The following is a 21,663-nucleotide window of genomic DNA, read 5'->3' on the forward strand; positions in this document are numbered from 1 at the left end:
TCAGCCGCCGACGGGCGGGGTGACGTCCGCGCCCGGCGCGTCGGCGCCCTTCTCGGCGCCGGCCGCGGCGGTCACCGCGTGGCCACCGAACTGGTTGCGCAGCGCGGCGATCATCTTCATCTGCGGGGAGTCGTCCTGGCGCGAGGAGAAGCGGGCGAACAGCGACGCGGTGATCGCGGGCAGCGGAACGGCGTGGTCGATCGCCGCCTCCACCGTCCACCGGCCCTCGCCGGAGTCGGCCGCGTAGCCGCGCAGCGCTCCCAGGTGCTCGTCGTCGTCCAGCGCGCGGACGGCCAGGTCCAGCAGCCAGGAGCGGATGACGGTGCCCTCCTGCCAGGAGCGGAAGACCTCGCGGACGTCGGTGACGGCCTCGGCCGCCTCCAGCAGCTCCCAGCCCTCGGCGAAGGCCTGCATCATCGCGTACTCGATGCCGTTGTGGACCATCTTCGCGAAGTGGCCGGCGCCCACCCTGCCCGCGTGCACGGAACCGAACTCGCCCTCCGGCTTGAGGGCGTCGAAGACCGGCTGCACCTTCGCGACGTGCTCGGCATCACCGCCGTACATCAGCGCGTAGCCGTTCTCCAGGCCCCACACGCCGCCGGAGACGCCGCAGTCCACGAAGCCGACGCCCTTGGCCGCCAGCTCCTCGGCGTGCCGCTCGTCGTCCGTCCAGCGGGAGTTCCCGCCGTCCACGACCACGTCGCCGGGGGAGAGCAGCTCACCCAGCGCGTCGATCGTCGACTGCGTCGGGCCGCCGGCCGGGACCATGACCCACACCACCCGCGGGGCCTTCAGCGAGTCCACGAGCTCCTCGAGGCTCTGGACGTCGGCGAGGTCGGGGTTGCGGTCGAATCCGACGACGGTGTGGCCTGCGCGGCGGATGCGCTCGCGCATGTTGCCGCCCATCTTGCCGAGACCGACGAGACCGAGCTCCATCAGGGGGGCCTTTCTTCGGAGTCCTGGTGTTGCGTTACCCGGGTACGAGCCTACGACGGAGGGGGTGGCGCACAGCTGCGGGCACACTCCGCTCGTATGCGCATGCGCGCGGACGGCTCCGGCGGCCCTCCCGCTCTCCCGGCCTCGGCCCGGCAGCCGCACCGGCATACCGCCCCCGTGCGAGGGACGGCCCTCCTGCACCCGGGCGAGCACACCCCGGCCGCCCGCCACCGGCCTCAGCCCGACAGCCGCACCGGCATGATCAGGTACTTGTACGCCTCGTCCGCCTCAGCGTCCACCGCCGGCCTGCCGCTCAGCAGCGCGGGCTTGGTCGAGGTGGTGAAGGAGAGCTGCGCGACCGGCGCGTCGATGGCGCTCAGGCCCTCCAGCAGGAAGCCCGGGTTGAAGGCGATCGAGATGTCGTCGCCCTCCAGCTGCGCGTCCACACGCTCCACAGCCTGTGCGTCGTCGCTGGATCCCGCCTCCAGGATCAGGACGCCCTGCTCGAAGGTGAGCCGTACCGGGGTGTTCCGCTCGGCCACCAGGGACACGCGCTTGACCGCCTCCACGAAGGGAGCCGTCTCGATCACCGCGACCGAGTTGAACTCCGTCGGGAAGAGCGTGCGGTACTTCGGCAGGTCGCCCTCGAGCAGCCGCGTCGTGGTCCGCCGCCCGTTGCCCTCGAAACCGATCAGGCCCTCGCCCGCGCCGGAGCCCGACAGCGCCAGCGTCACGTTGTCGCCGCCGCTGAGGGACTTCGCAGTGTCCAGCAGGGTCTTGGCCGGGACCAGGGCCACCGCGGAGGCGTCCGGCGTCTCCGGCTTCCACAGGAACTCGCGGACCGCGAAGCGGTAGCGGTCGGTGGACGCCAGGGTGACGGTGTCGCCCTCGATCTCGATGCGCACACCGGTGAGCACAGGCAGGGTGTCGTCGCGTCCGGCCGCGATGGCGACCTGGGCCGCAGCGGCGGCGAAGACCTCGCCGGGGACCGTGCCGGTCGCGCTCGGCATCTCGGGAAGCGCCGGGTACTCCTCCACAGGCAGTGTGTGGAGTGTGAACCGCGAGGATCCGCAGACGACGCTCACCCGTACACCGTCTGTGGAGATCTCCACCGGGCGGTTGGGGAGGGCGCGCGAGATGTCGGCCAGCAGGCGGCCGGAGACGAGGACGGTGCCGTCCTCCTCCACATCGGCCTCCACCGAGACCCGCGCCGAGACCTCGTAGTCGAAACCGGACAGGCTCAGCGAGCCCTCCTCGGCCTTCAGCAGCAGTCCCGCGAGGACCGGCACCGGGGGCCGGGCCGGCAGGCTGCGGGCCGCCCAGGCCACCGCCTCCGCGAGGACGTCGCGCTCCACCCGGATCTTCACTTAAGCCGCCTCCCGCTGTTGCTGGCTGCTCGCCTTGCTGGTCTTCGTCGTCGGCTTGTCGCCGGGGACCAGTCTGACGCACCCGGCTGACAGTCGGGGCGGGCCGGGGTCAAGTCGGGCGGAGGGACCTGGAGCGAGGTCGGACCGAGTTGTGCACAGGGCCCGTTTCCGATCGAAGTCCGCCCTTTATCTCCGTGGTCGTAGTAGTAGGGCCTGTGGAAACCGGGGATAACTCGATCCGCGCAGGTCAGGCAGGAGATTTTGTCCACCGGCCCTGTGGGTGGGGACGTGGACGAACAGGGGGGTCCTGTGGACGCCGGAAAGTTCTGCACATCCCGTGCACAGCGATCCGGGACTTCTCCCCAGGGCCGCCCACAGTTTTACCCACCTTCTCAACAGGCCAACCCAGCCCCTCGGTGTGACGCCTTTCACACGGAGGGGTGACATCGCGCGCCGTGTTGTCGAACAGTGGACAGCCCTGTGGAGAAGCTCGTGAAAGCTGTGCACAACGCGGCCGAGGCTGTGGGCAGGTGGTGGACAATCCGATCTGCCGCTTGTGGGCGCATTCGGGATCCACAGTCTGTGGATAACTTCTGACCACAGATCCACAGGCACCTGACCAGGCTCATTCGAGCATCGGGCGGTGTGCCTGTGGACGCTATCTGGACAACCCGGCGGTCCCCAGAGTGTGGACGGAAGAAAGTCGGTGAATCTGTGGATCACTCTTCTCGCCGGCTGTGGATTCGAACAGTGAGAAGCCCCCGGGAGGGACCTCCTTGGGGGCTTCTCACTGTCGGGGCGGCCGGGGCGGCCGGGGCGGCGCGTGCGGTCTGTGCCGGGGACGGCGCGGTCCGCACGCGCCGCACACGGCGGCGGGCGCGGCGGCGTCAGGCGTTCTTGATGCGGTTGGTCAGTTCGGTGACCTGGTTGTAGATGGACCGCCGCTCGGCCATCAGCGCGCGGATCTTGCGGTCGGCGTGCATGACGGTGGTGTGGTCCCGGCCGCCGAACTGGGCGCCGATCTTCGGCAGCGACAGATCGGTCAGCTCGCGGCACAGGTACATGGCGATCTGCCGCGCGGTGACCAGGACGCGGCTGCGCGAGGAGCCGCACAGGTCGTCCACCGTCAGCCCGAAGTAGTCGGCCGTCGACGCCATGATGTTGGCCGCGGTGATCTCCGGGGCGGCGTCCTCGCCGCCGGGGATGAGGTCCTTCAGCACGATCTCGGTCAGGCCCAGGTCGACCGGCTGCCGGTTGAGGCTGGCGAAGGCCGTGACCCGGATCAGCGCGCCCTCCAGCTCGCGGATGTTGCGCGAGATCCGCGAGGCGATGAACTCCAGCACCTCCGGCGGCGCGTTCAGCTGCTCCTGGACGGCCTTCTTGCGCAGGATCGCGATGCGCGTCTCCAGCTCCGGCGGCTGGACGTCGGTGATCAGCCCCCACTCGAAGCGGTTGCGCAGCCGGTCCTCCAGGGTGACCAGCTGCTTGGGCGGCCGGTCGGAGGAGAGCACGATCTGCTTGTTGGCGTTGTGGAGGGTGTTGAAGGTGTGGAAGAACTCCTCCTGGGTGGACTCCTTGCTCGCCAGGAACTGGATGTCGTCGACCAGCAGGATGTCCATGTCGCGGTAGCGCTTGCGGAACGCGTCCGCCTTGCCGTCGCGGATGGAGTTGATGAACTCGTTGGTGAACTCCTCCGAGCTCACGTACCGCACCCGGGTGCCCGGGTAGAGGCTGCGGGCGTAGTGCCCGATGGCGTGCAGCAGGTGGGTCTTGCCCAGTCCGGACTCGCCGTAGATGAACAGCGGGTTGTACGCCTTGGCCGGCGCCTCGGCCACGGCCACCGCGGCGGCGTGCGCGAAGCGGTTGGAGGCGCCGATGACGAAGGTGTCGAAGAGGTACTTCGGATTCAGCCGGGCCGTCGGCTCGCCGGGGCCGGTCGCGGGCGCGGGCTGCGCGGCGAGCGGGCCGGGGGCGCCGCTGGGGGCGGGCAGCTGCTGGGGATCGGGGCGACCGGTGCCCCGGGAGCCGTCGTAGCGCGGCACCGGCGGCTGGTCGTAGGGGGAGGCGTGGTGCCTGCCGTCGTAGGAGGGCGGCTCGTACGACGGGCCCTGCGACTGGTACGGGTCGCGCGGCGGCTGCCAGGCGTCGGGGTCCTGTGACCGGGGCCAGGCACCGGGCTGGTGCTGCCGGGGGGCGTGCGGATAGTCCGGATAAGCGGGCCGCGCGCTGGGCAGCTCGAGTTCCTGCTGCCGGTCCTCGTGCCGGGGGTCGCCGTGCCGGGGGTCGTGCTGCCGGGCGTGGCGGCCGCCGTGCGGGGGAGCGTCGTAGCGCGGCTCGTCGAAGTGCAGCGGCTGCTGGTGCGGCGCCGGCCGGCGGTGCTGCGGAGGTTCCGGGGACGCCGGCGGTACGGGAGGCGCCGGGGCCTGGGGCTCGGGGACCGGTCCGGTGACGGTGATCGCCAGGCGGATCGGCTGCTGGCACTCGCGGCTGAGCGCGTCGGTGATCAGCGGGGAGAGCCGTCCCTCCAGTACGCCCTTCGCGTACTCGTTGGGCACGCCGAGCAGCGCGGTGCCGGAGACCAGCACCAGGGGCTGGCAGTCTTTGAGCCACCGCTGGTCCTTGGCCTCGACTCCCTGGCCGTCGGCGAGGAGCTGTTCCAGCACGCGTGGCCACACTGCGGCAAGATCGGCAGGTAGGTCAGCCACAGGGCACGCTCACTCACTCACTCACTCGCTGGGTGGGGTTGTTCGGGCTTCGACAGTCCCACCCATGTGTGGTGCTTGGGACGGTCGGGAGGAAACGGAAGTTCGGCCACGGTAGTCAGCGCGGCGTGCGCGGTTCAAGTCGTTGTCCACAGGCTGTGTACAGAACCCCCCGCCCGGCCCTGGTTTGACCTGATGGTGCGGGCGCGCGTACCGTAACCAGGTCGAGTTGTCGATGGCTGCTGCCGCCTGCCTCCGATGGGCAAGATCCTGGTGATCATAGAAGCGGTGCACTCGGGCGTTGCGAGCTACTCGTGGGCGCACGGTGACAGCCAGTCGGCGCCCCACACGTCTCGTACGAGACACAAGCATTCCTGGAGCCCCGAGTGAGCAAGCGCACCTTCCAGCCGAACAACCGCCGCCGCGCGAAGACCCACGGTTTCCGGCTGCGCATGCGGACCCGTGCCGGCCGCGCGATCCTCGCGTCCCGCCGCGGCAAGGGCCGCGCCCGTCTGTCGGCCTGACCGACCAGGCAAGTCCGACCGCGGATCCGTGACGTGCTGCCCACCGAGAACCGGCTGAGGCGGCGTGAGGATTTCGCGGCCGCGGTACGCCGAGGACGCCGGGCCGGACGCCCGCTTCTCGTCGTCCATCTGCGCAGGGCGTCGCCCCGGAGCGATTCCGGGGAACGTACGGACCCGCACGCCGCCGGGGGAGCCACTCCCCCGGCGCGTGCGGGTTTCGTCGTGAGCAAGGCAGTGGGCAACGCGGTGGTTCGCAACCTCGTGAAGCGGCGACTGCGTCATCTGGTCCGGGAGAGGCTTGACGTCCTGCCGCCCGGTAGCCTGATGGTCATACGGGCGCTGCCCGGTGCGGGGGAGGCGGACCACGACAGGCTGGCCCGTGATCTGGACACCGCGCTGCAGCGGCTGCTTGGAGGCCCGTCGTGAAATACCCGCTGCTGTGGTTGATCAAGTTGTATCAGTGGACCATCAGCCCGCTGCTCGGTCCGGTGTGCCGGTATTACCCGTCGTGTTCGCACTACGGCTACGAAGCCATCCGGCGGCACGGCGCGGTGAAGGGGACGGCGCTGACAGCCTGGCGCATTCTGCGCTGCAATCCATGGTCGCCCGGCGGGGTCGACCACGTTCCCGCCCGGAAGCATCCGGTCTGGCACCAGCGGATGCGTGACCGCTGGCAGCACCGGACTCAGTCCAATGCCCAAGGAGCCTGACTCGTGGACACGATCGACACGATCCTCGGTCCTCTCTATGCCGCTGTTTCCTGGATCATCGTCCAGTTCCACAAGCTGTACAGCCTCGTGTTCGACGAGGACAGCGGTTGGGCCTGGGGTCTGTCCATCGTCTCGCTGGTGATCGTGATCCGCATCGCCCTGATCCCGCTCTTCGTGAAGCAGATCAAGGCGACGCGGAACATGCAGGCGATCCAGCCGAAGATGAAGGCGATCCAGGAGCGCTACAAGAACGACCGGCAGCGCCAGTCGGAAGAGATGATGAAGCTGTACAAGGAGACGGGCACCAACCCGCTCTCCAGCTGCCTTCCGATTCTCGCGCAGTCGCCGTTCTTCCTGGCGCTCTACCAGGTGCTGAACAAGATCGCCAACAACCAGGAGGTCGGCGTCATGGGCGCCGACCTGGTGGAGAGCGCCCGGAACGCGAGCATCTTCGGGGCCCCGATCGCGACCCGGTTCATGGACAGCGCCGAGAAGGTCGAGGCGCTGGGCGCCTCGCTGACCGACGTGCGCGTGGTCACGGTCATCATGATCCTGATGATGTCGGCGTCGCAGTTCTACACGCAGCGCCAGCTGATGACCAAGAACGTCGACCTGACGGCGAAGACGCCGTTCATGCAGCAGCAGAAGATGCTGATGTACGTCTTCCCGATCATCTTCGCCGTCTTCGGCATCAACTTCCCCGTCGGTGTCCTCGTCTACTGGCTGACCACCAACGTGTGGACCCTCGGGCAGCAGATGTACATCATCAAGCGCAACCCGACGCCGGGATCGCTGGCCTACAAGCAGCGTCAGGAGAAGCTGCGGGCCAAGGGCAAGCTCAAGGAGGACCCGGCGGAGGTCGAGGCCAAGAAGGCCGTGGAGGCCGCCCGTGCCAACCGTCAGCAGCCCAAGCGCATGACCAAGGCGCAGCGCCAGGCCGCCGCGGCCCAGGCGGAGGCGGATGCCAAGGCGAAGAATGAGGCCGGGCAGAAGACCTCGCTGAGCAAGGATGCCTCCAAGGACTCCCCGTCGACGCGGCCCGGGCAGCAGTCGAAGAAGAAGCCCGGGCAGCGCAAGGGCTCGCAGCGTTCCAAGCACCCGTCCAAGAAGTAAGAAGGAGTCCACTCGTGACGGACACGACCGCAGAGGGCACCGACACCCTGACCCGCCTTGAGCAGGAGGGTGAGATCGCGGCCGACTATCTCGAGGGGCTCCTCGACATCGCGGACCTCGACGGCGACATCGACATGGACGTCGAGGGCGACCGTGCCGCCGTGTCGATCATCAGTGACGGTGACAGCCGGGACCTGCAGAAGCTCGTCGGCCGGGACGGTGAGGTGCTGGAGGCTCTGCAGGAGCTGACACGGCTCGCGGTACACCGTGAGACCGGCGACCGCAGCCGGCTGATGCTGGACATCGCCGGTTACCGGGCCCGTAAGCGCGAGGAGCTGTCGGCGCTGGGCACCAAGGCGGCCAAGGAGGCCCAGCGCACCGGTGAGCCGGTGAAGCTGAAGCCGATGACGCCCTTCGAGCGCAAGGTGGTGCACGACGCTGTGGCCGAGGCGGGGCTGCGCAGCGAGTCCGAGGGCGAGGAACCGCAGCGCTGCGTGGTCGTGCTGCCGTGACCGACTCCGTGTCGTCGCCTCTTCCTCCCGCGCCCGAGGTGGCGCGGGAGGTTTTCGGTGACCGCTTCGACGATGCTGTCCGCTACGCGGAACTGCTGGCGGAGGTCGGGGTCAAGCGCGGGCTGATCGGACCGCGCGAGGTGCCCCGGCTGTGGGAGCGCCATCTGCTGAACTGCGCGGTGCTCTCCGAGGTCGTGCCCGAGGGAGTGACGGTCTGCGATGTCGGCTCCGGCGCGGGCCTGCCGGGTGTTCCGCTCGCCCTGGTGCGGCAGGACCTGAAGATCACGCTGCTGGAGCCGCTGCTGCGGCGCACGACCTTCCTCCAGGAGGTCGTCGAGCTGCTGGGGCTGGACCATGTTTCGGTGGTGCGGGGCCGGGCCGAGGAGGTTCTGGGGTCGCTGCCTCCGGTGCATGTGGTGACGGCCCGGGCCGTGGCCCCGCTGGACCGTCTCGCCGGCTGGGGTGTGCCACTGCTGCGGCCGTACGGCGAGATGCTGGCCCTCAAGGGAGACACGGCTGAGGAGGAGCTGAAGGTGGCGCGGTCCGCGCTTCAGAAGCTCGGCGCGGTGGACTCCTCGGTGCTCCGCATCGGTGAGGGCCTGGTGGATCCGGCCGCCACCGTGGTGCGTGTGGAGGTCGGCGAGAGCCCGGGCGGGGTGCGCTTCGCGGCCAAGAAAGCGAAGGCCGCCAGGACCGGTCGTTCACGGAGTGCGCGCCGCCGCCGGTGATCCTCGGAAGACGGACGTACACCTTCTGGAGAGACTCCCGTTACTCCGTAGAGTCGCCAAAGACGAGCCATGCGGAGTGTCGTCACGCTCGCAGGTGAACGTGGATGCATCGTGCTTCCCGTGAAACGTCGCTTTCTGCATGGATTCATCCGTCGAGGGCGCGCGACTGACGCGTCAGACCCATCCGAGCCCCGCTCAGAGGTGGATTCATCCACAGGTGAGCGGGGCTCGCTGGTTCCCGGCCCGGAGAGCATGGCAGTCTCTTCTCATTGCGAGCCTGACGTCGAGGAGAGTGAACCGTTGCGGTCCGACGGCCATATCACGGGACCGATGACCGATCCGGTCCCGGGTCCCCGTTCTGAAACGGCGGATGTTTCACGTGAAACGATGAGTGAGACGCCGCCTCCGATGGACGCCTCCCCCCGGTACGAAGGGGATGTCTCCGCCCCCGTCGGCCGTGCCGCTCAGCAGGCGGTCGAGGCGATGAACCGTGCCGGTGAGGGTCTCCCCAGGCCCGAGGAGACCCGGGTGATGGTGGTCGCCAATCAGAAGGGCGGAGTGGGCAAGACCACGACCACGGTCAATCTCGCCGCCTCCCTGGCTCTGCACGGGGCTCGGGTTCTGGTGATCGACCTTGATCCGCAGGGCAATGCGTCCACCGCCCTTGGGATAGACCACCACGCCGAGGTGCCGTCGATCTACGACGTTCTGGTGGACAGCAAGCCGCTTTCCGACGTCGTCCAGCCGGTGCGGGATGTGGAGGGTCTCTTCTGCGCCCCGGCCACGATCGATCTCGCCGGCGCGGAGATCGAGTTGGTGTCGCTGGTCGCGAGAGAGAGTCGTCTGCACAAGGCGATCTCCGCTTACGAACAGCCGCTGGACTACATCTTCATCGACTGTCCGCCCTCGCTCGGCCTGCTGACCGTCAACGCGTTGGTGGCCGGCGCTGAGGTGGTCATCCCGATCCAGTGCGAGTACTACGCACTCGAAGGGCTGGGGCAGCTCCTGAGGAACGTCGAGCTGGTGAAGGGGCACCTCAACCCCAAGCTCCATGTCTCGACGATTCTGCTGACGATGTACGACGGCCGTACGCGGCTGGCCTCCCAGGTTGCGGAGGAGGTGCGTGGGCATTTCGGCAAGGAAGTCCTGCGAACCAACATCCCGCGGTCGGTGCGTATCTCGGAGGCACCCAGCTACGGGCAGACGGTTCTCACTTACGATCCGAGTTCCAGTGGCTCGCTCTCCTATCTGGAGGCAGCCCGGGAGATCGCGCTGCGAGGCGCCGGTAAGCAGCAGGCACAGCACATGGTGGAGGGGACTCAGTGACGGAACGACGTAGAGGGCTGGGTCGAGGGCTCGGCGCGCTGATCCCCGCGGCGCCGACGGGACCGGATGACAGCGTCTCCCCCGTAGTGGGGGAGAACGGAGCGACATCTCCGACTGCTGTCCCGGTACTCACCCCGGGACGCGGTGTGGCGGCGGCCAAGGTGACAGGTCTCCCCAGTGATGCCGGGCAACAGCATGGCAGCGGCGTTTCACGTGAAACCGAAGCCATGGACGACGCTGTGAGCAGCGAGGCGGCAGGAGCTCACTTTGCCGAGGTGCCCGTCGACGCGATCACTCCGAACCCTCGGCAGCCGCGCGAGGTGTTCGATGAGGACGCTCTGGCGGAGCTGGTGACCTCCATCCAGGAGGTTGGTCTCCTGCAGCCGGTGGTCGTTCGGCAGACGGGCCCGGAGCAGTATGAGCTCATCATGGGGGAGCGCCGTTGGCGGGCCTGCCGGGAAGCGGGTCTGGAACGGATTCCGGCGATCATCCGTGCTACGGAGGACGAGAAGCTCCTCCTGGACGCCCTGCTGGAGAACCTGCATCGGGCACAGCTGAATCCTCTGGAGGAAGCGGCAGCCTACGATCAGCTGCTGAAGGATTTCAACTGCACCCATGACCAACTGGCGGACCGTATCGGCCGCTCGCGTCCTCAGGTCTCCAACACGCTCCGGTTGCTGCGTCTCTCTCCGTCGGTGCAGCGCCGTGTGGCGGCCGGGGTGCTGTCGGCGGGGCATGCGCGTGCGCTGCTGTCTGTGGAGGACTCCGAGGAGCAGGACCGTCTCGCCCACCGCATCGTGGCCGAAGGGCTGTCGGTTCGGGCGGTCGAGGAGATCGTGACCGTGATGGACCCCAAGCCGAAGGGAAAGAGCAAGGCTCGGGCACGGGCCGGTAAGCGGGTCTCCCCCGCGCTGGACCATCTGGCGAGCCGTCTCTCGGATCGCTTCGACACTCGGGTCAAGGTTGACCTTGGTCAGAGGAAGGGGAAGATCGTCGTCGAGTTCGCCTCGATGGAGGATCTGGAGAGAATTCTGAGCCAGTTCGCGCCCGGCGAGAACCAGCTTCTGGAGCGCCAGCTCGCCCAAGGAGACGACGACAGCGGCGAGTGAATCCGAGCCATCGAGGACACAGCCGAGAGCACCGCCGTACGACGCCCCATGGATACCATGTCTCCATGGGGCGTCAACTCGTTCCGCTCACCCTGGACAACCTGCCGGATCTCCCGAAGCGCTGCCGCAGGTGCGTCTTCTGGGAGCTCGATCCTGTCAGCGGTGATGCCGCTGTGAAGGCGGGCCGGCCTGATCTGGAGAAAGAAGCCTGGATATCGGCGGTGCTGTTGGAGTGGGGTTCCTGCGGACGGCTCGTCTATGTCGATGGCGTACCGGTGGGCTTCGTACTGTACGCACCACCCGCGTATGTGCCGCGCTCGACGGCTTTTCCCACCAGCCCTGTCTCGCCGGACGCGGTACAGATGATCACAGCCTGGCTGATGCCCGGATACCAGGGGCAGGGGCTGGGCCGGGTGATGGTGCAGACCGTGGCCAAGGACGTGTTGAGGCGGGGATTCAAGGCGATCGAAGCGTTCGGGGACGCCCGCTGGAAGGAGCCCGCCTGCCTGCTCCCCGCCGATCACCTTCTCGCTGTGGGTTTCAAGACGGTCCGGCCGCACTATGCCTACCCCAGGCTGAGGTTGGAGCTGCGTACGACTCTCTCCTGGAAACAGGATGTGGAGCTGGCGATCGACCGGTTGTTGGGAGCGGTGCATAAGGAACCCGCTCTCAGGCCCCTGTGATCTCTGCGGTGGCGAAAAGACGACAGGCCCGCCCCGTTTCGGGGCGGGCCTGTTCCACGTGAAACGTCAGCCGATGAAGTCGGCCAGGTCACGCTCGATGGCGGCCTTGGGCTTGGCGCCGACGATGGTCTTCACGACCTCGCCGCCCTGGTAGACGCTCATCGTCGGGATGGACATGATCCCGTACTTGGCGGCCGTCGCCGGGTTCTCGTCGATGTTGAGCTTGACGATGGTGAGCTTGTCGGCCTGTTCCTCCGAGATCGCCTCCAGCGACGGGGCGATCTGACGGCACGGACCGCACCAGGCTGCCCAGAAGTCGACCAGGACCGGCTTGTCGCTCTTGAGGACGACTTCCTCGAAGGTGGCGTCGGTGGCGGTCACGGTGGCCATGGTGAATCTCCTTGTTTCTCGGGGTGGGGTGGTGGCTGTTGGTGTCAGACGGCGGCGGCCGCGGCCTTGTCGGTCTTCTCCGGCTCGGCGTGGTGCCTCTCCGGGGCGTCGACCAGGGCGGCCAGGTAGCGCTCGGCGTCCAGGGCGGCGGAGCAGCCGGTGCCTGCGGCGGTGATGGCCTGCCGGTAAGTGTGGTCGACCACGTCGCCGGCGGCGAAGACGCCGGGAATGTTGGTGCGGGTGCTCGGCGCGTCGACGAGCAGATAGCCCTCGCCGTCCAGGTTGAGCTGGCCGTGGAACAGCTCGGTGCGCGGGTCGTGGCCGATGGCGATGAACAGCCCGGTCACCGGCAGCTGGGAGGTGGCGCCGGTGGTGGTGTCGCGCAGGGTCAGCCCGGACAGCTTGCCGCCGTCCTCGTGGAGCTCGGCGACCTCGCTGTTCCACACGAACTCGATCTTCTCGTCGGCGAAGGCCCGCTCCTGCATCGCCTTGGAGGCGCGCAGGGTGTCGCGGCGGTGGACGACGGTGACCTTCTCGGCGAAGCGGGACAGGAAGGTGGCCTCCTCCATGGCGGTGTCACCGCCGCCGACCACCGCGATGTGCTGGTTGCGGAAGAAGAACCCGTCGCAGGTGGCGCACCAGGACACCCCGCGGCCGGACAGCTCCTCCTCCCGGGGCAGGCCGAGCTTGCGGTAGGCCGAGCCGGTGGCCACGATGACCGCCCTCGCCCGGTGCACGGTGCCCGCCGAGTCGGTCACACTCTTGATCTCACCCTCCAGGTCGACGGCGGTGATGTCGTCGGCGACGAGCTCGGCACCGAACCGCTCGGCCTGGGCGCGCATGTTGTCCATCAGGTCCGGACCCATGACGCCGTCACGGAAGCCGGGGAAGTTCTCCACCTCGGTGGTGTTCATCAGCGCGCCGCCGGCGGTCACCGAGCCTTCGAAGACCAGCGGCTTCAGGGCGGCACGGGCGGTGTAGAGCGCTGCGGTGTATCCCGCCGGCCCGGAGCCGATGATGATCACATTGCGGACGTCGCTCACGGAGTCTTCCTTGTCTGCCGATGGGTTGCCGATGCCTGTCTGGAGCATCGCCTTGGGGAGGCCTATCCCGCCCAACGAATCCTAGGAGCCAGGCATTCCCAGCCGTGGTATTGCCTGAGCGCACCACTCAGCGTGGATAGGTACGGGTGGTCAGCACTGTGCCGGGGCCGGAGGGCTCCCCGCCGACGCAGTCGGCGTCGATCACATAGGCCTCCACCTGGGAGCCGTCGGTCTCATGAGGCAGGACCACGATGTACGCCCGCCGTCCCTCGTACTCACTCGTACCAACGGCCAGAGGAGTCATGTCACGGCCGACACCCTCCCGGACACACAGCGGCATGGTGGTCGTGGGCGCACTCGGGGATCCCGGGCTTGCCTTGAGGCTGAAGTCCGGGGAGCCGGGATCCGTCTCTCTCAGGCTTCCCTGACCTTCCTGCTTCTGCTTCCCCGATTCGCTGTCGGCCAGCAGGGAGCGTACGCGTGCTTCCAGCGCCTGATCGCTCCGGTAGCTCTCCGCGTTCGCGTCCACGGCCGCACCCTTGTCCGTGCCTCCGGAGGAGTTCGCCCCCACACCCGGAAGGAAGACCGCGCCAAGGGTGAGAAGAGCTGCCGCACCCGCGGTGCCGAGCAGGGCGGTGCCCCAGCGGCGCGGTCGCCTGCCACCGGCCCTTCCCGGGCCTCCGGTGCCCCGCGGCCGTCCCGTGGGCCGACCGGCAGACCGGCCCGCGGGACGGCCGGGACGGACCGTTTCACGTGAAACAGCGTTCGGCTCGTCCGCTGAAGACGCCGAGGACGGAGCATCCGGGGCTTCACTGCCGGAAGGGCCGGATGCACTGAGCAGAGCCTCGGCGGCCAGCGCGGCGTCGATGCGTCCTGCCGCGTCTGACGGCATCGGGGCCGGGTCCGGAAGGGTGCCCAGTGCGCTGCGGATCTCTTCCAAGGACGCCCGTACATCTGCGCACAGTGCGCAGAGCGACAAATGGGCGCGTACCTCGGCCGAGCGTCCCGGAGAGAGCAGCCCCTCGGTGAAGTCGGAGATCTCGTCGACCTCGGGATGCCCGTCAGCGCCGAACGACGCGGAAGACATGGACGTCATGCGTGCTCACCTCCGCCCTTCACGGCCCCGGTGCCTGGTTTCCCTCTTGCCGGTGGGACGGATGCCCCCTGTGTCCGGTTCCTTCTGCCGGCGCCCGCTCGGGATTCACCGGCCGGACTCTCCGAGCGTAGATGGCCGACCAGCGGCAGCAGCCGGGCCCTGCCGCGTGCACAGCGGCTCTTGACGGTCCCGACGGCGACCCCGAGGACGCGGGCCGCCTCGGCGACCGGATAGCCCTGCATATCGACGAGGACGAGCGCCGCCCGCTGCTCCGGTGGCAACTGGGAGAGCGCGGCGATGAGCTGACGGTGAAGGTCCCGGCGCTCGGCGGGCACGGCGGCGGACTCGTGCGGCTCCAGGAGCTGTTCCAGGCGTTCGGGTTCGGCGATGGGCGAGGTGCGTCGGCCGGCCGCCTTGCGTGCGCGGTCCAGGCAGGCGTTCACGGTGATGCGGTGGAGCCAGGTGGTGACCGCGGACCGCCCCTGGAAGGTATGGGCGCTTCGGTAAGCGGAGACGAAGGCGTCCTGGACGGCGTCGGCGGCTTCCTCCCGGTCCCTCAGAACGCGCAGGGCGACAGCCCAGAGCCGGTCGCGATGGCGGCGCACGATCTCGCCGAAGGCTTGGGGGTCACCGGCGACATGGCGGGCGAGGAGTTCCCGGTCGTCGACTCTGTCCGTATCATCTGGGCTTCTCGCACCTCCGGCGCCGTCGACGGCGCCGCCCGTCATATCGTCGCCCACCAGCCGGTCCCCTCCTCAGTCCGCTGTGCCCACGGGCGCCAGGTCAACTGAGGACCTCGACCTCCGTGATGCGGCCACGGTAGTTGCCTTCCTCCGTCAGGGGGAGTTCGGTGAGCCACACCAGGACATAGCGCGTCCTGATCGGCTTCTTGGCCCTGAGCTCCACCTCGGTTCCGGAGCCGCTGCTGACCTTGCTGAAGCCGTTCAGCGAGCCGGGCATCTGCGCGGTGTCCTCGTCCGCCGCCAGGAAGTCGACGGAGGTGCTGCCCCTGAAGCCGACCTTGACGGTGCTGATCTGCCGGGACTCGCCCAGGTCGAGGACCAGGCCCACTCCGTCCTTGAGATTCCCGAACTTCGCGCTGTTGTAGTACATGCTCTGCCAGAAGGTGCCCGCGTCGCCGTCGATCGCGTTGCCCACCTGGTCACTGTTCTCGGTGGGATCACCCCCGAACGGGTCGAAGTCCTTGGCGAGGGAGATCTCGACCGGCCTGCCCGTGGGAGCGGTCTCCGGCTGCTTCTGCTGCTCGATCTCGCTCTGTCCGGGGTCCGGCGCCGGGGGCTCTCCGCCCTTCAGGAGGGTGTCGGCCAGTTGCCAGCTCCCCAGTCCCAGAGCGGCGATGAGCAGAGCGGAGACGCCCCACTTCAGCAGCCTGCCGGCGCGTCCGGGCAGTGCGGGGGGTGCCGCGGGAGTCGTCACGGTGGGTGCGCCTGCGGGCCCCGCGGGAGGGCGGGGCACAGGGCCGCCATAGGCGCCCTGCCGGTAGCCGGGACTCTGGTACGGCGGCGGAGCGGTGAACTCGGGCTCGGGCGGCCGGATGCGCGGCAGCGCGGCGATCGCCTTGGCCAGCTCCTCGGGGGTGGTGCAGGGCTGTTCCTGGCGGGAGGCCGTGGCGCCGTCGTTGACCATCGCACGCATGGCCAGCTCGGAGAGCCCGCGGTGCACCCCGGCGCGTACCTGGTCCGGGGGGACGAGGGAGTCGCCGGTCAGCTCGGCCATGCCACCGAGGCCGTAGGCGTCCTCGCCGTACGGCCAGCGGTGGGCGAGGGAAGCGTAGAGCAGGGCGCCGATCGCCTCGGTGTCGGTGCGCTGGGGATGGTCGGAGATGATGCCGCGCAGGGCCGCGTTCACGGCCAGGCCGCGGATGCGGTACTGGCCGGCGGCGGTGCGCAGGACGCAGCCGGGGGTCAGCCGCAGATGGGCCAGACCCTCTCGGTGGGCGGCGGCCATCGCCTGGGTGATCTGGGTGACGAGCTGGTAGGCCTCGTGGGTGGGCAGCGGGCCGGAGGCGAGGAGGGCTGTGAGGGGGGTGGCGTCCGGGAGCCACTCGTGGACGACGTAGACGAGGTCGTTCTCCTCGACAGCGTCCAGCACCTGCACGAAGCGGGGGTCGCCGAGGAGGGCTGCGGAGCGGGCGGCGGCCAGGACCGGCCGGGCGCGGGGGTGGTCGGCTGCGAGGAGGTGGACGCCGACGGCGCGGCGCAGTTTCTCGTCGACGGCTCGCCAGCTGCTGAAGCCGTCCAGACGGGTGATGCACTCCTCCAGGCGGTAGCGCCGGGCGAGCTTGTGACCGCTGTGCAGCTCGGGCGGCTGCGGGGCCTGGGAAGGCTCGGGGGGCGGTGTCATCGTGTCGGTGGTGTCAGGGGTGCCGGAGGCGTCCGCCGTCGCACTGTCATCGCCGTCGTGGTCCGTGGAACCGTCGGCCGTGGTCCGCTCGACAGCGGCGGTCGGCGGCTTGTTCCCGCCGTCCGTACCGCCGCTGTCGCCGGTCACGTCGACGGCAGCCGTGCTCCGTTCCGCCACCGTCGCTCCCGCCTCCCCATTCGTTGCAGCCTGTTTCCCAACACAGCCAGAGACAATTGTGCCCACAGTCCGCCGCTGTGCACGACACACGGGTGGGACCGAAGGTTGTGCGACCGGCCTCGGAAGGCCGGTCCGTCAGCGGCCGAGCTTCGCGCGGACCATGCCCATCATGGCGGTCAGCTCCTCCACCCGCATACGCCGGGCTGCCAGAACGAAGACCGCGCCCAGCACCAGGCCGCCCGCGGCCAGGGCCGCGGCACCGCTGACGACGCCGGGGCCGAGGGCCCGGACGACGGCGTAGGCGATCGCGCCGCCGGCCAGGGCGGCCGGGATGCCGGCACCGCAGAGCCTGGCGTAGGTGCGCACGATGCGGGGGCCGTCCAGATCGCCGCCCAGCTTCGTGCGCAGCCGCTTCCAGGCGACACCGACGCCGACGACGTATGCGAGACCGTAGGCGGCGGCCATGCCGACGACCGCCCACCGGCTGGGCAGCAGCAGGAAGGCCACAGCGGATCCGACGGCATTGCAGACGGCCACGATCACCGTGTTGTAGAAGGGGGTGCGGGTGTCCTCATAGGCGTAGAAACCGCGCAGGACCACGTACTGCACGGAGTAGGGGACCAGGCCGAGGCCGAAGGCCATCAGGGTGTAGCCCATCGAGGTGGCCGCGTCGATGCCCGCCGAGGAGTACATCAGCAGGCACATCGGTACGCCGAGGGCCACGAAGGAGAAGGCCACCGGCACGATGGCGACGGCCGAGGTGCGCAGTCCGTGCGAGATGTCGTCGCGGACGGCGGCCGGGTCGTCGTCGTGGGCGGCACGGGAGATCCTCGGCAGCAGGGCGGCCATCACCGAGACGGTGATGATGGCCTGAGGCATCTGCCAGATCAGCTGGGCGTTGCTGTAGGCCAGGATGCCCGTACCGGGGTGTCCCTCGGCGTCGGCGGCCTTGCCGGCCCAGGTGACCAACTGGGTGACGACCAGGACGCCCGCCTGGTTGGCCAGGACGAACAGGAACGTCCACTTGGCGAGGCGGGCGGCCTTGCCCAGGCCGTGACCGCGCCAGTCGAAGCGCGGGCGGATACGGAATCCGGTGGCGCGCAGATACGGGACCATCGCGAGGGCCTGGACGACCAGCCCCAGCAGGGTGCCCATACCGAGCAGACGGACGCCCTCCGGGGGAATCGTCTCCACGCTCATCCCGGAGGTCCGGGCCGTGCCGTACACCCAGATGAAGAGACCGAAGGTGGTGATGATGACGATGTTGTTCAGGACCGGGGTCCACATCATCGCGCCGAAACGGCCGCGGGCGTTCAGGATCTGGCCCATGACCACATGGACGCCCATGAAGAAGATCGTCGGCAGGCAGTAGCGGGCGAAGGTGACCGCCACGTTGTTGGCCTCGGGATCACTGGCGATCGGTACCGACAGCATCCGCACCAGCAGCGGCGCGCCCAGCACGGTGAGCGCGCCCAGGCCGCCGAGAAGCACGGTGACCAGGGTGAGGAGGCGGTTGGCGTACGCCTCGCCGCCGTCCTCGTCGTTCTTCATGGCGCGTACGAGCTGCGGCACGAAGACGGAGTTCAGACCGCCGCCGATGGACAGGATGTAGATCATCGTCGGCAGCGTGTACGCCACGGTGTAGGCGTCGCCGAGGAGCGCGGCGCCGAGCGCGGCGGTGATCACCAGGGTGCGGACGAAGCCCGTGAGCCGGGAGACCATCGTGCCCGCGGCCATGATGGCGCTGGACTTCAGTATGCCGCCGCCCCGGCGGGCGGACTTGCCCGCCGCCGCGGGAGGTGGTTCCGCGGCGGCGGCCTCCGGTTCCGGTGCCGCCTGCGGTGGCGGTGGCGGCTGCGGCGCGGAGGCGGCGGGGGACGGGGGCTGCTGCGGGCCGGGCTGCGGGGGCCGCCCGTAGGGCTCCTGCGGCACGTGGGGGCTCCGGGGCCCCGGAGATCCCTGCGGCGTGTACGGATCCTGCGGCGCGTACGGCCCCGAAGGCTGCCCCTGGTCGTACGGCTGCCCCTGCGGCCCGGCCGGCTGCCCGGTGGGCGGGTACTGCCGGTGCTCCTGGGACGGGGACGCCTGCTGGTCGTGGAAGAGGTGGGCGAAGGCGTCGTCGCGGGTGCGGCCCCCGCTCTCCCGCGCCCCTGCGTCCAGCATGTCGTCCACGCCCGTGAAGCGCACGGTCGCCGAGTCGCCGCCTCGCCCCGGCTGCCCATGGGCGTCCTGAGGGGCGGGCTGGGGGGTGTTCCGGCCGTACGGGTACTGCCGGTACGGGTACCGCTCCTGCGCGTCCTGGCCACCCGGAGCGGCCGGCTCCCCGCCGCCGGGCGCATCACCGCGGTCACGGTCGTACGGCGCGTTCATCGCTGCAACCCCACCTCATCGTCCGCGGCCGTCTTCCCCGGCCCCGACAGCTCGCTCAACGCTCCACCTTCTCACCCGTGCCGGAGGGGTCGCGACGTCCGGCTCCGGTGTTCCCGGCGGGGTCACCCGTCTGCCCGTCCCCGGCCCCGGCCCCGTCCCCGTCACGGGCCTCCCCGGCGGGCTCCCCACCGGAGTCCGCGTCCCCCCGCTCCTCCGGTCCGTCCGTGTGCCGTACCAGAGGGGCGTCCGGGTCCGGCTGTTCGCCGATGCGCTTGCGCTGGGTGTACATCCGCACTCCGGCCAGCACCACGAGCAGGACTCCGCCGGAGATCACCAGCATCACCGCGGAGGTGATCTCGGTGACCTCCACCTGGAACCTCATCGCCTTGCCCCAGGGCTCGCCGTCCTCGGTGTAGAGCCGGGCCTCGACCCAGGTGCGGCCGTTGGCCTTGGCGGTGGTGGGGACCTTCACCGACTGGCTGTGCCCGCCCTCCACCGTGACCGGCTGAGCCTCGCCGACGTCCAGGCCGATCCGGCGTCCGGAGACCAGCCGCAGCTCCAGGTTCTCCACGTCCTGGAGGAGCTTGTTCTGCACGGTCACCGGGATGGTGGCGCTGCGGCCGGACAGCTTCATGTCCGACTTCTCGACCAGCCGGACACCGCCCGTCAGCTCCTCCAGGTAGCCGCCCACCGAGTCCCGGTACTCCGCCGCCGCCTCGCGGTCACCGCGCCAGGAGACGGACATCGAGCGGTGGAGCGCGCTGTTGAAGGGCGTCTCCACCCGGGCCGGCTCGGACAGGATGCTCTTGAAGTCGTCCAGGGTGTTCCGGATGGCGCGGATCTCCTCGAAGGACTCGGTTCGCAGCTCCCGCTTGTGCAGAGAGGCCGGGTAGGAGTCCCGCCGCGGTACCTCCCGGCCGGCCCGTGGGTCCGGATCGGCTTCCGAGGCCTCGGTCAGGCTCACGAACTCCGCCCAGCGTCCGTCGAGTTGGAGTGTGTCGAGTGCGTCGGCCATCACTTGGGCCTGGCTGACGGTGGGCATCCGCTGGGGGGCCACCACGATGCTGCGCTGCCGGCCCGGCTGCTGCGCTGTGATCGACTGGGTGTGGGCCAGGAACCGCTGTACGGCCCGTGTGGAGTCGTCGGCCCGGGTCATGTCCCCCTGGAACAGCTTCGACAGCCGGGCGTCCGCCACGATCGCGGTGGTGCCGCCGCCGATCGGCCGGGCGGCGGTGGGTGTGTGGTTGAGGGAGGCGGGTTCGCGCATGCTGTCGCTGCGGGCGATGACATTGTGGGCGCCCGCCGAGGTGGCCACGGAGACGATGGAGGGGTCGACGGCACCCTCCACCGGCCAGGCGAAGTCGGTGCTGGGCTCGGTGAGCAGGGTGGTCTCCACGGTCATCCGGCCCAGCTCGGTGGCCGGCCCCAGGTGGCTGAGCGCACCGGAGATCTTCTTGCCCCGGTGGGCGAGGGAGGCGAGGTCCGGGTCGCCGAAGGGCAGGGCCACGACCTCCCCGTCCTCCACAGCCTGCCGCAGTTCGTGCAGCCACCGCCGGGCGTCGGCCTGGCCCTTTCCGGCGACCTCCCGGCCGTCCTCGGTCAGCACCTTGTAGTTGTTGGTCATCGCCTCCACGGAGGCGAGCAGATCCGGGTCGACCACCCAGGTGACCGGCAGCTTGCTGCCCAGGGCGACCATCTGCTGGAGCCGTCCGCCGGGCGCGATCTCGGCTTCGAGGTCGTCGTCCTCGAACACCGGCATCCGCCGCCGGTCCCCGGACTCGGTGCGGGCCGTGACGTGGGTGGAGGAGATCAGCGGCCACAGGAAGGTCAGCTGTGTGGCCTGCTCGGGCGTGGACGGCTGCCATGGAAGGACGGCCCGCTCGATGCCCAGGACGCGTCCGTACGGCTCGCCGTTCATCCGGCCCGACAGCGATACACCGAGCTGGTACACCCCGGGCTCGTCGAACGGCAGCTTGTCGGCCGGCACGCTCAGGGTGAAGGAGAAACCGGCTCCCGAGGGGAGGTCACCGATCTTCACGGTGGCCTTGCCGCCGATCTCCTCGCCGTCGACCCCGGGCACGTAGGGGGTGCGCGAGTCGGCGCGGTCGATCGCGCTGCGCGTGGTCAGCCGGGCGCCGGGGCGCAGCGCGACCCTGGCCTCGGCGATGTCGGACGAGGTTCTGTTGCTGACGCGGCCGGAGACGGTGACCGTGTCGCCCTTGCCCGGCGCCGAGGGGGTGAGCCCGGTGATGGACACCGAGGCCGTACGGGACTCGTCGGCGGTGGGGACCGAGAGCGCGGCGGGGGCCGATGGAGCGGCGGCCACCGCGGGGGACTGGGGGGCCACTACCGTCAGCAGCGGCAGGGAGGCGGCCAGCACGGCCGTGCAGCGCACCGCCCATCGGCGGCGGGCAGGAGCGATGGGGGTCCCTGGGGTCTGTGCCGCCTCGGCCACGTGCCTAGTCCATCCTGTCCGCCGGTCGTCCGTACCGGTGTGCTGCCGATCTGCCAAT

The 21,663-nt window shown here is 69.7% G+C and carries 19 protein-coding genes; 9 read left to right on the forward strand and 10 right to left on the reverse strand.

Annotated elements, in window-relative coordinates:
• The 3 genes from gnd to dnaA all read right to left on the reverse strand — a co-directional run bounded on the left by gnd (position 1) and on the right by dnaA (position 5,008).
• Entirely contained in the window at positions 1–936 is a 936-nt protein-coding gene (gene gnd / locus IQ279_RS06480) for a phosphogluconate dehydrogenase (NAD(+)-dependent, decarboxylating) (protein ID WP_206347348.1), read from the reverse strand.
• 236 nt (positions 937–1,172) lie between these two features.
• Positions 1,173–2,303 carry a DNA polymerase III subunit beta gene (gene dnaN, locus IQ279_RS06485; RefSeq protein WP_206347349.1) on the reverse strand — a complete coding sequence of 377 codons (1,131 nt, stop codon included), beginning with the start codon at positions 2,301–2,303 and terminating at the stop codon, positions 1,173–1,175.
• Positions 2,304–3,190: 887 nt separating this feature from the next.
• Positions 3,191–5,008, reverse strand: coding sequence for a chromosomal replication initiator protein DnaA (dnaA, locus tag IQ279_RS06490; protein WP_206347350.1), 1,818 nt, complete (start codon positions 5,006–5,008; stop codon positions 3,191–3,193).
• A 383-nt stretch (positions 5,009–5,391) separates the two neighbouring features.
• Here dnaA and rpmH point away from each other — a divergent pair, with 383 nt between their 5' ends.
• From rpmH to IQ279_RS06535, 9 genes are all read left to right on the forward strand, one after another.
• Entirely contained in the window at positions 5,392–5,529 is a 138-nt protein-coding gene (rpmH, locus tag IQ279_RS06495) for a 50S ribosomal protein L34 (protein ID WP_003949374.1), read from the forward strand.
• Positions 5,530–5,562: 33 nt separating this feature from the next.
• Positions 5,563–5,955 (forward strand): ribonuclease P protein component, encoded by a 393-nt coding sequence (rnpA, locus tag IQ279_RS06500; protein ID WP_206347351.1) that lies wholly within the window; start codon positions 5,563–5,565, stop codon positions 5,953–5,955.
• Positions 5,952–6,239, forward strand: a complete 288-nt coding sequence (gene yidD, locus IQ279_RS06505; protein ID WP_206347352.1) for a membrane protein insertion efficiency factor YidD — start codon at positions 5,952–5,954, stop codon at positions 6,237–6,239. Before rnpA ends, yidD begins: the two co-directional genes overlap by 4 nt.
• Before the next feature lie 12 nt (positions 6,240–6,251).
• Positions 6,252–7,352 (forward strand): membrane protein insertase YidC, encoded by a 1,101-nt coding sequence (gene yidC / locus IQ279_RS06510; protein ID WP_206347496.1) that lies wholly within the window; start codon positions 6,252–6,254, stop codon positions 7,350–7,352.
• Positions 7,353–7,366: 14 nt separating this feature from the next.
• Positions 7,367–7,864, forward strand: coding sequence for a Jag family protein (locus IQ279_RS06515; protein WP_093851035.1), 498 nt, complete (start codon positions 7,367–7,369; stop codon positions 7,862–7,864).
• Positions 7,861–8,592 (forward strand): 16S rRNA (guanine(527)-N(7))-methyltransferase RsmG, encoded by a 732-nt coding sequence (gene rsmG, locus IQ279_RS06520; RefSeq protein WP_206347353.1) that lies wholly within the window; start codon positions 7,861–7,863, stop codon positions 8,590–8,592. The genes IQ279_RS06515 and rsmG overlap by 4 nt, the downstream gene beginning before the upstream one ends.
• A 252-nt stretch (positions 8,593–8,844) precedes the next feature.
• Positions 8,845–9,918 (forward strand): ParA family protein, encoded by a 1,074-nt coding sequence (locus IQ279_RS06525; protein ID WP_277402513.1) that lies wholly within the window; start codon positions 8,845–8,847, stop codon positions 9,916–9,918.
• On the forward strand, positions 9,915–11,027 hold the full coding sequence (locus tag IQ279_RS06530; protein WP_206347354.1) for a ParB/RepB/Spo0J family partition protein: 1,113 nt from the start codon (positions 9,915–9,917) through the stop codon (positions 11,025–11,027). Before IQ279_RS06525 ends, IQ279_RS06530 begins: the two co-directional genes overlap by 4 nt.
• Positions 11,028–11,092: 65 nt before the next feature.
• Positions 11,093–11,710: a GNAT family N-acetyltransferase gene (locus IQ279_RS06535; protein WP_206347355.1), complete on the forward strand. Its 618-nt coding sequence runs from the start codon at positions 11,093–11,095 to the stop codon at positions 11,708–11,710.
• A 66-nt stretch (positions 11,711–11,776) separates the two neighbouring features.
• Here IQ279_RS06535 and trxA read toward each other — a convergent pair whose 3' ends face one another.
• The 7 genes from trxA to IQ279_RS06570 all read right to left on the reverse strand — a co-directional run bounded on the left by trxA (position 11,777) and on the right by IQ279_RS06570 (position 21,605).
• Positions 11,777–12,100, reverse strand: a complete 324-nt coding sequence (trxA, locus tag IQ279_RS06540) for a thioredoxin (RefSeq protein WP_206347356.1) — start codon at positions 12,098–12,100, stop codon at positions 11,777–11,779.
• Positions 12,101–12,144: 44 nt separating this feature from the next.
• Positions 12,145–13,143, reverse strand: coding sequence for a thioredoxin-disulfide reductase (gene trxB / locus IQ279_RS06545; protein ID WP_206347357.1), 999 nt, complete (start codon positions 13,141–13,143; stop codon positions 12,145–12,147).
• 127 nt (positions 13,144–13,270) lie between these two features.
• Positions 13,271–14,239, reverse strand: a complete 969-nt coding sequence (locus tag IQ279_RS28960; RefSeq protein ID WP_505011407.1) for an anti-sigma factor family protein — start codon at positions 14,237–14,239, stop codon at positions 13,271–13,273.
• On the reverse strand, positions 14,236–14,967 hold the full coding sequence (gene sigM / locus IQ279_RS06555) for an RNA polymerase sigma factor SigM (RefSeq protein ID WP_206347499.1): 732 nt from the start codon (positions 14,965–14,967) through the stop codon (positions 14,236–14,238). The genes IQ279_RS28960 and sigM overlap by 4 nt, the downstream gene beginning before the upstream one ends.
• A 55-nt stretch (positions 14,968–15,022) precedes the next feature.
• Positions 15,023–16,780: a protein kinase family protein gene (locus IQ279_RS06560; RefSeq protein WP_206347358.1), complete on the reverse strand. Its 1,758-nt coding sequence runs from the start codon at positions 16,778–16,780 to the stop codon at positions 15,023–15,025.
• A 135-nt stretch (positions 16,781–16,915) separates the two neighbouring features.
• Positions 16,916–19,150, reverse strand: coding sequence for a murein biosynthesis integral membrane protein MurJ (murJ, locus tag IQ279_RS06565; protein WP_206347359.1), 2,235 nt, complete (start codon positions 19,148–19,150; stop codon positions 16,916–16,918).
• Between the two features lie 55 nt (positions 19,151–19,205).
• Positions 19,206–21,605 carry a DUF6049 family protein gene (locus IQ279_RS06570; protein WP_206347360.1) on the reverse strand — a complete coding sequence of 800 codons (2,400 nt, stop codon included), beginning with the start codon at positions 21,603–21,605 and terminating at the stop codon, positions 19,206–19,208.
• Between the last annotated feature and the right edge of the window lie 58 nt (positions 21,606–21,663).

The organism is Streptomyces verrucosisporus (assembly GCF_017114865.1).
GTDB lineage: Bacteria > Actinomycetota > Actinomycetes > Streptomycetales > Streptomycetaceae > Streptomyces > Streptomyces fenghuangensis.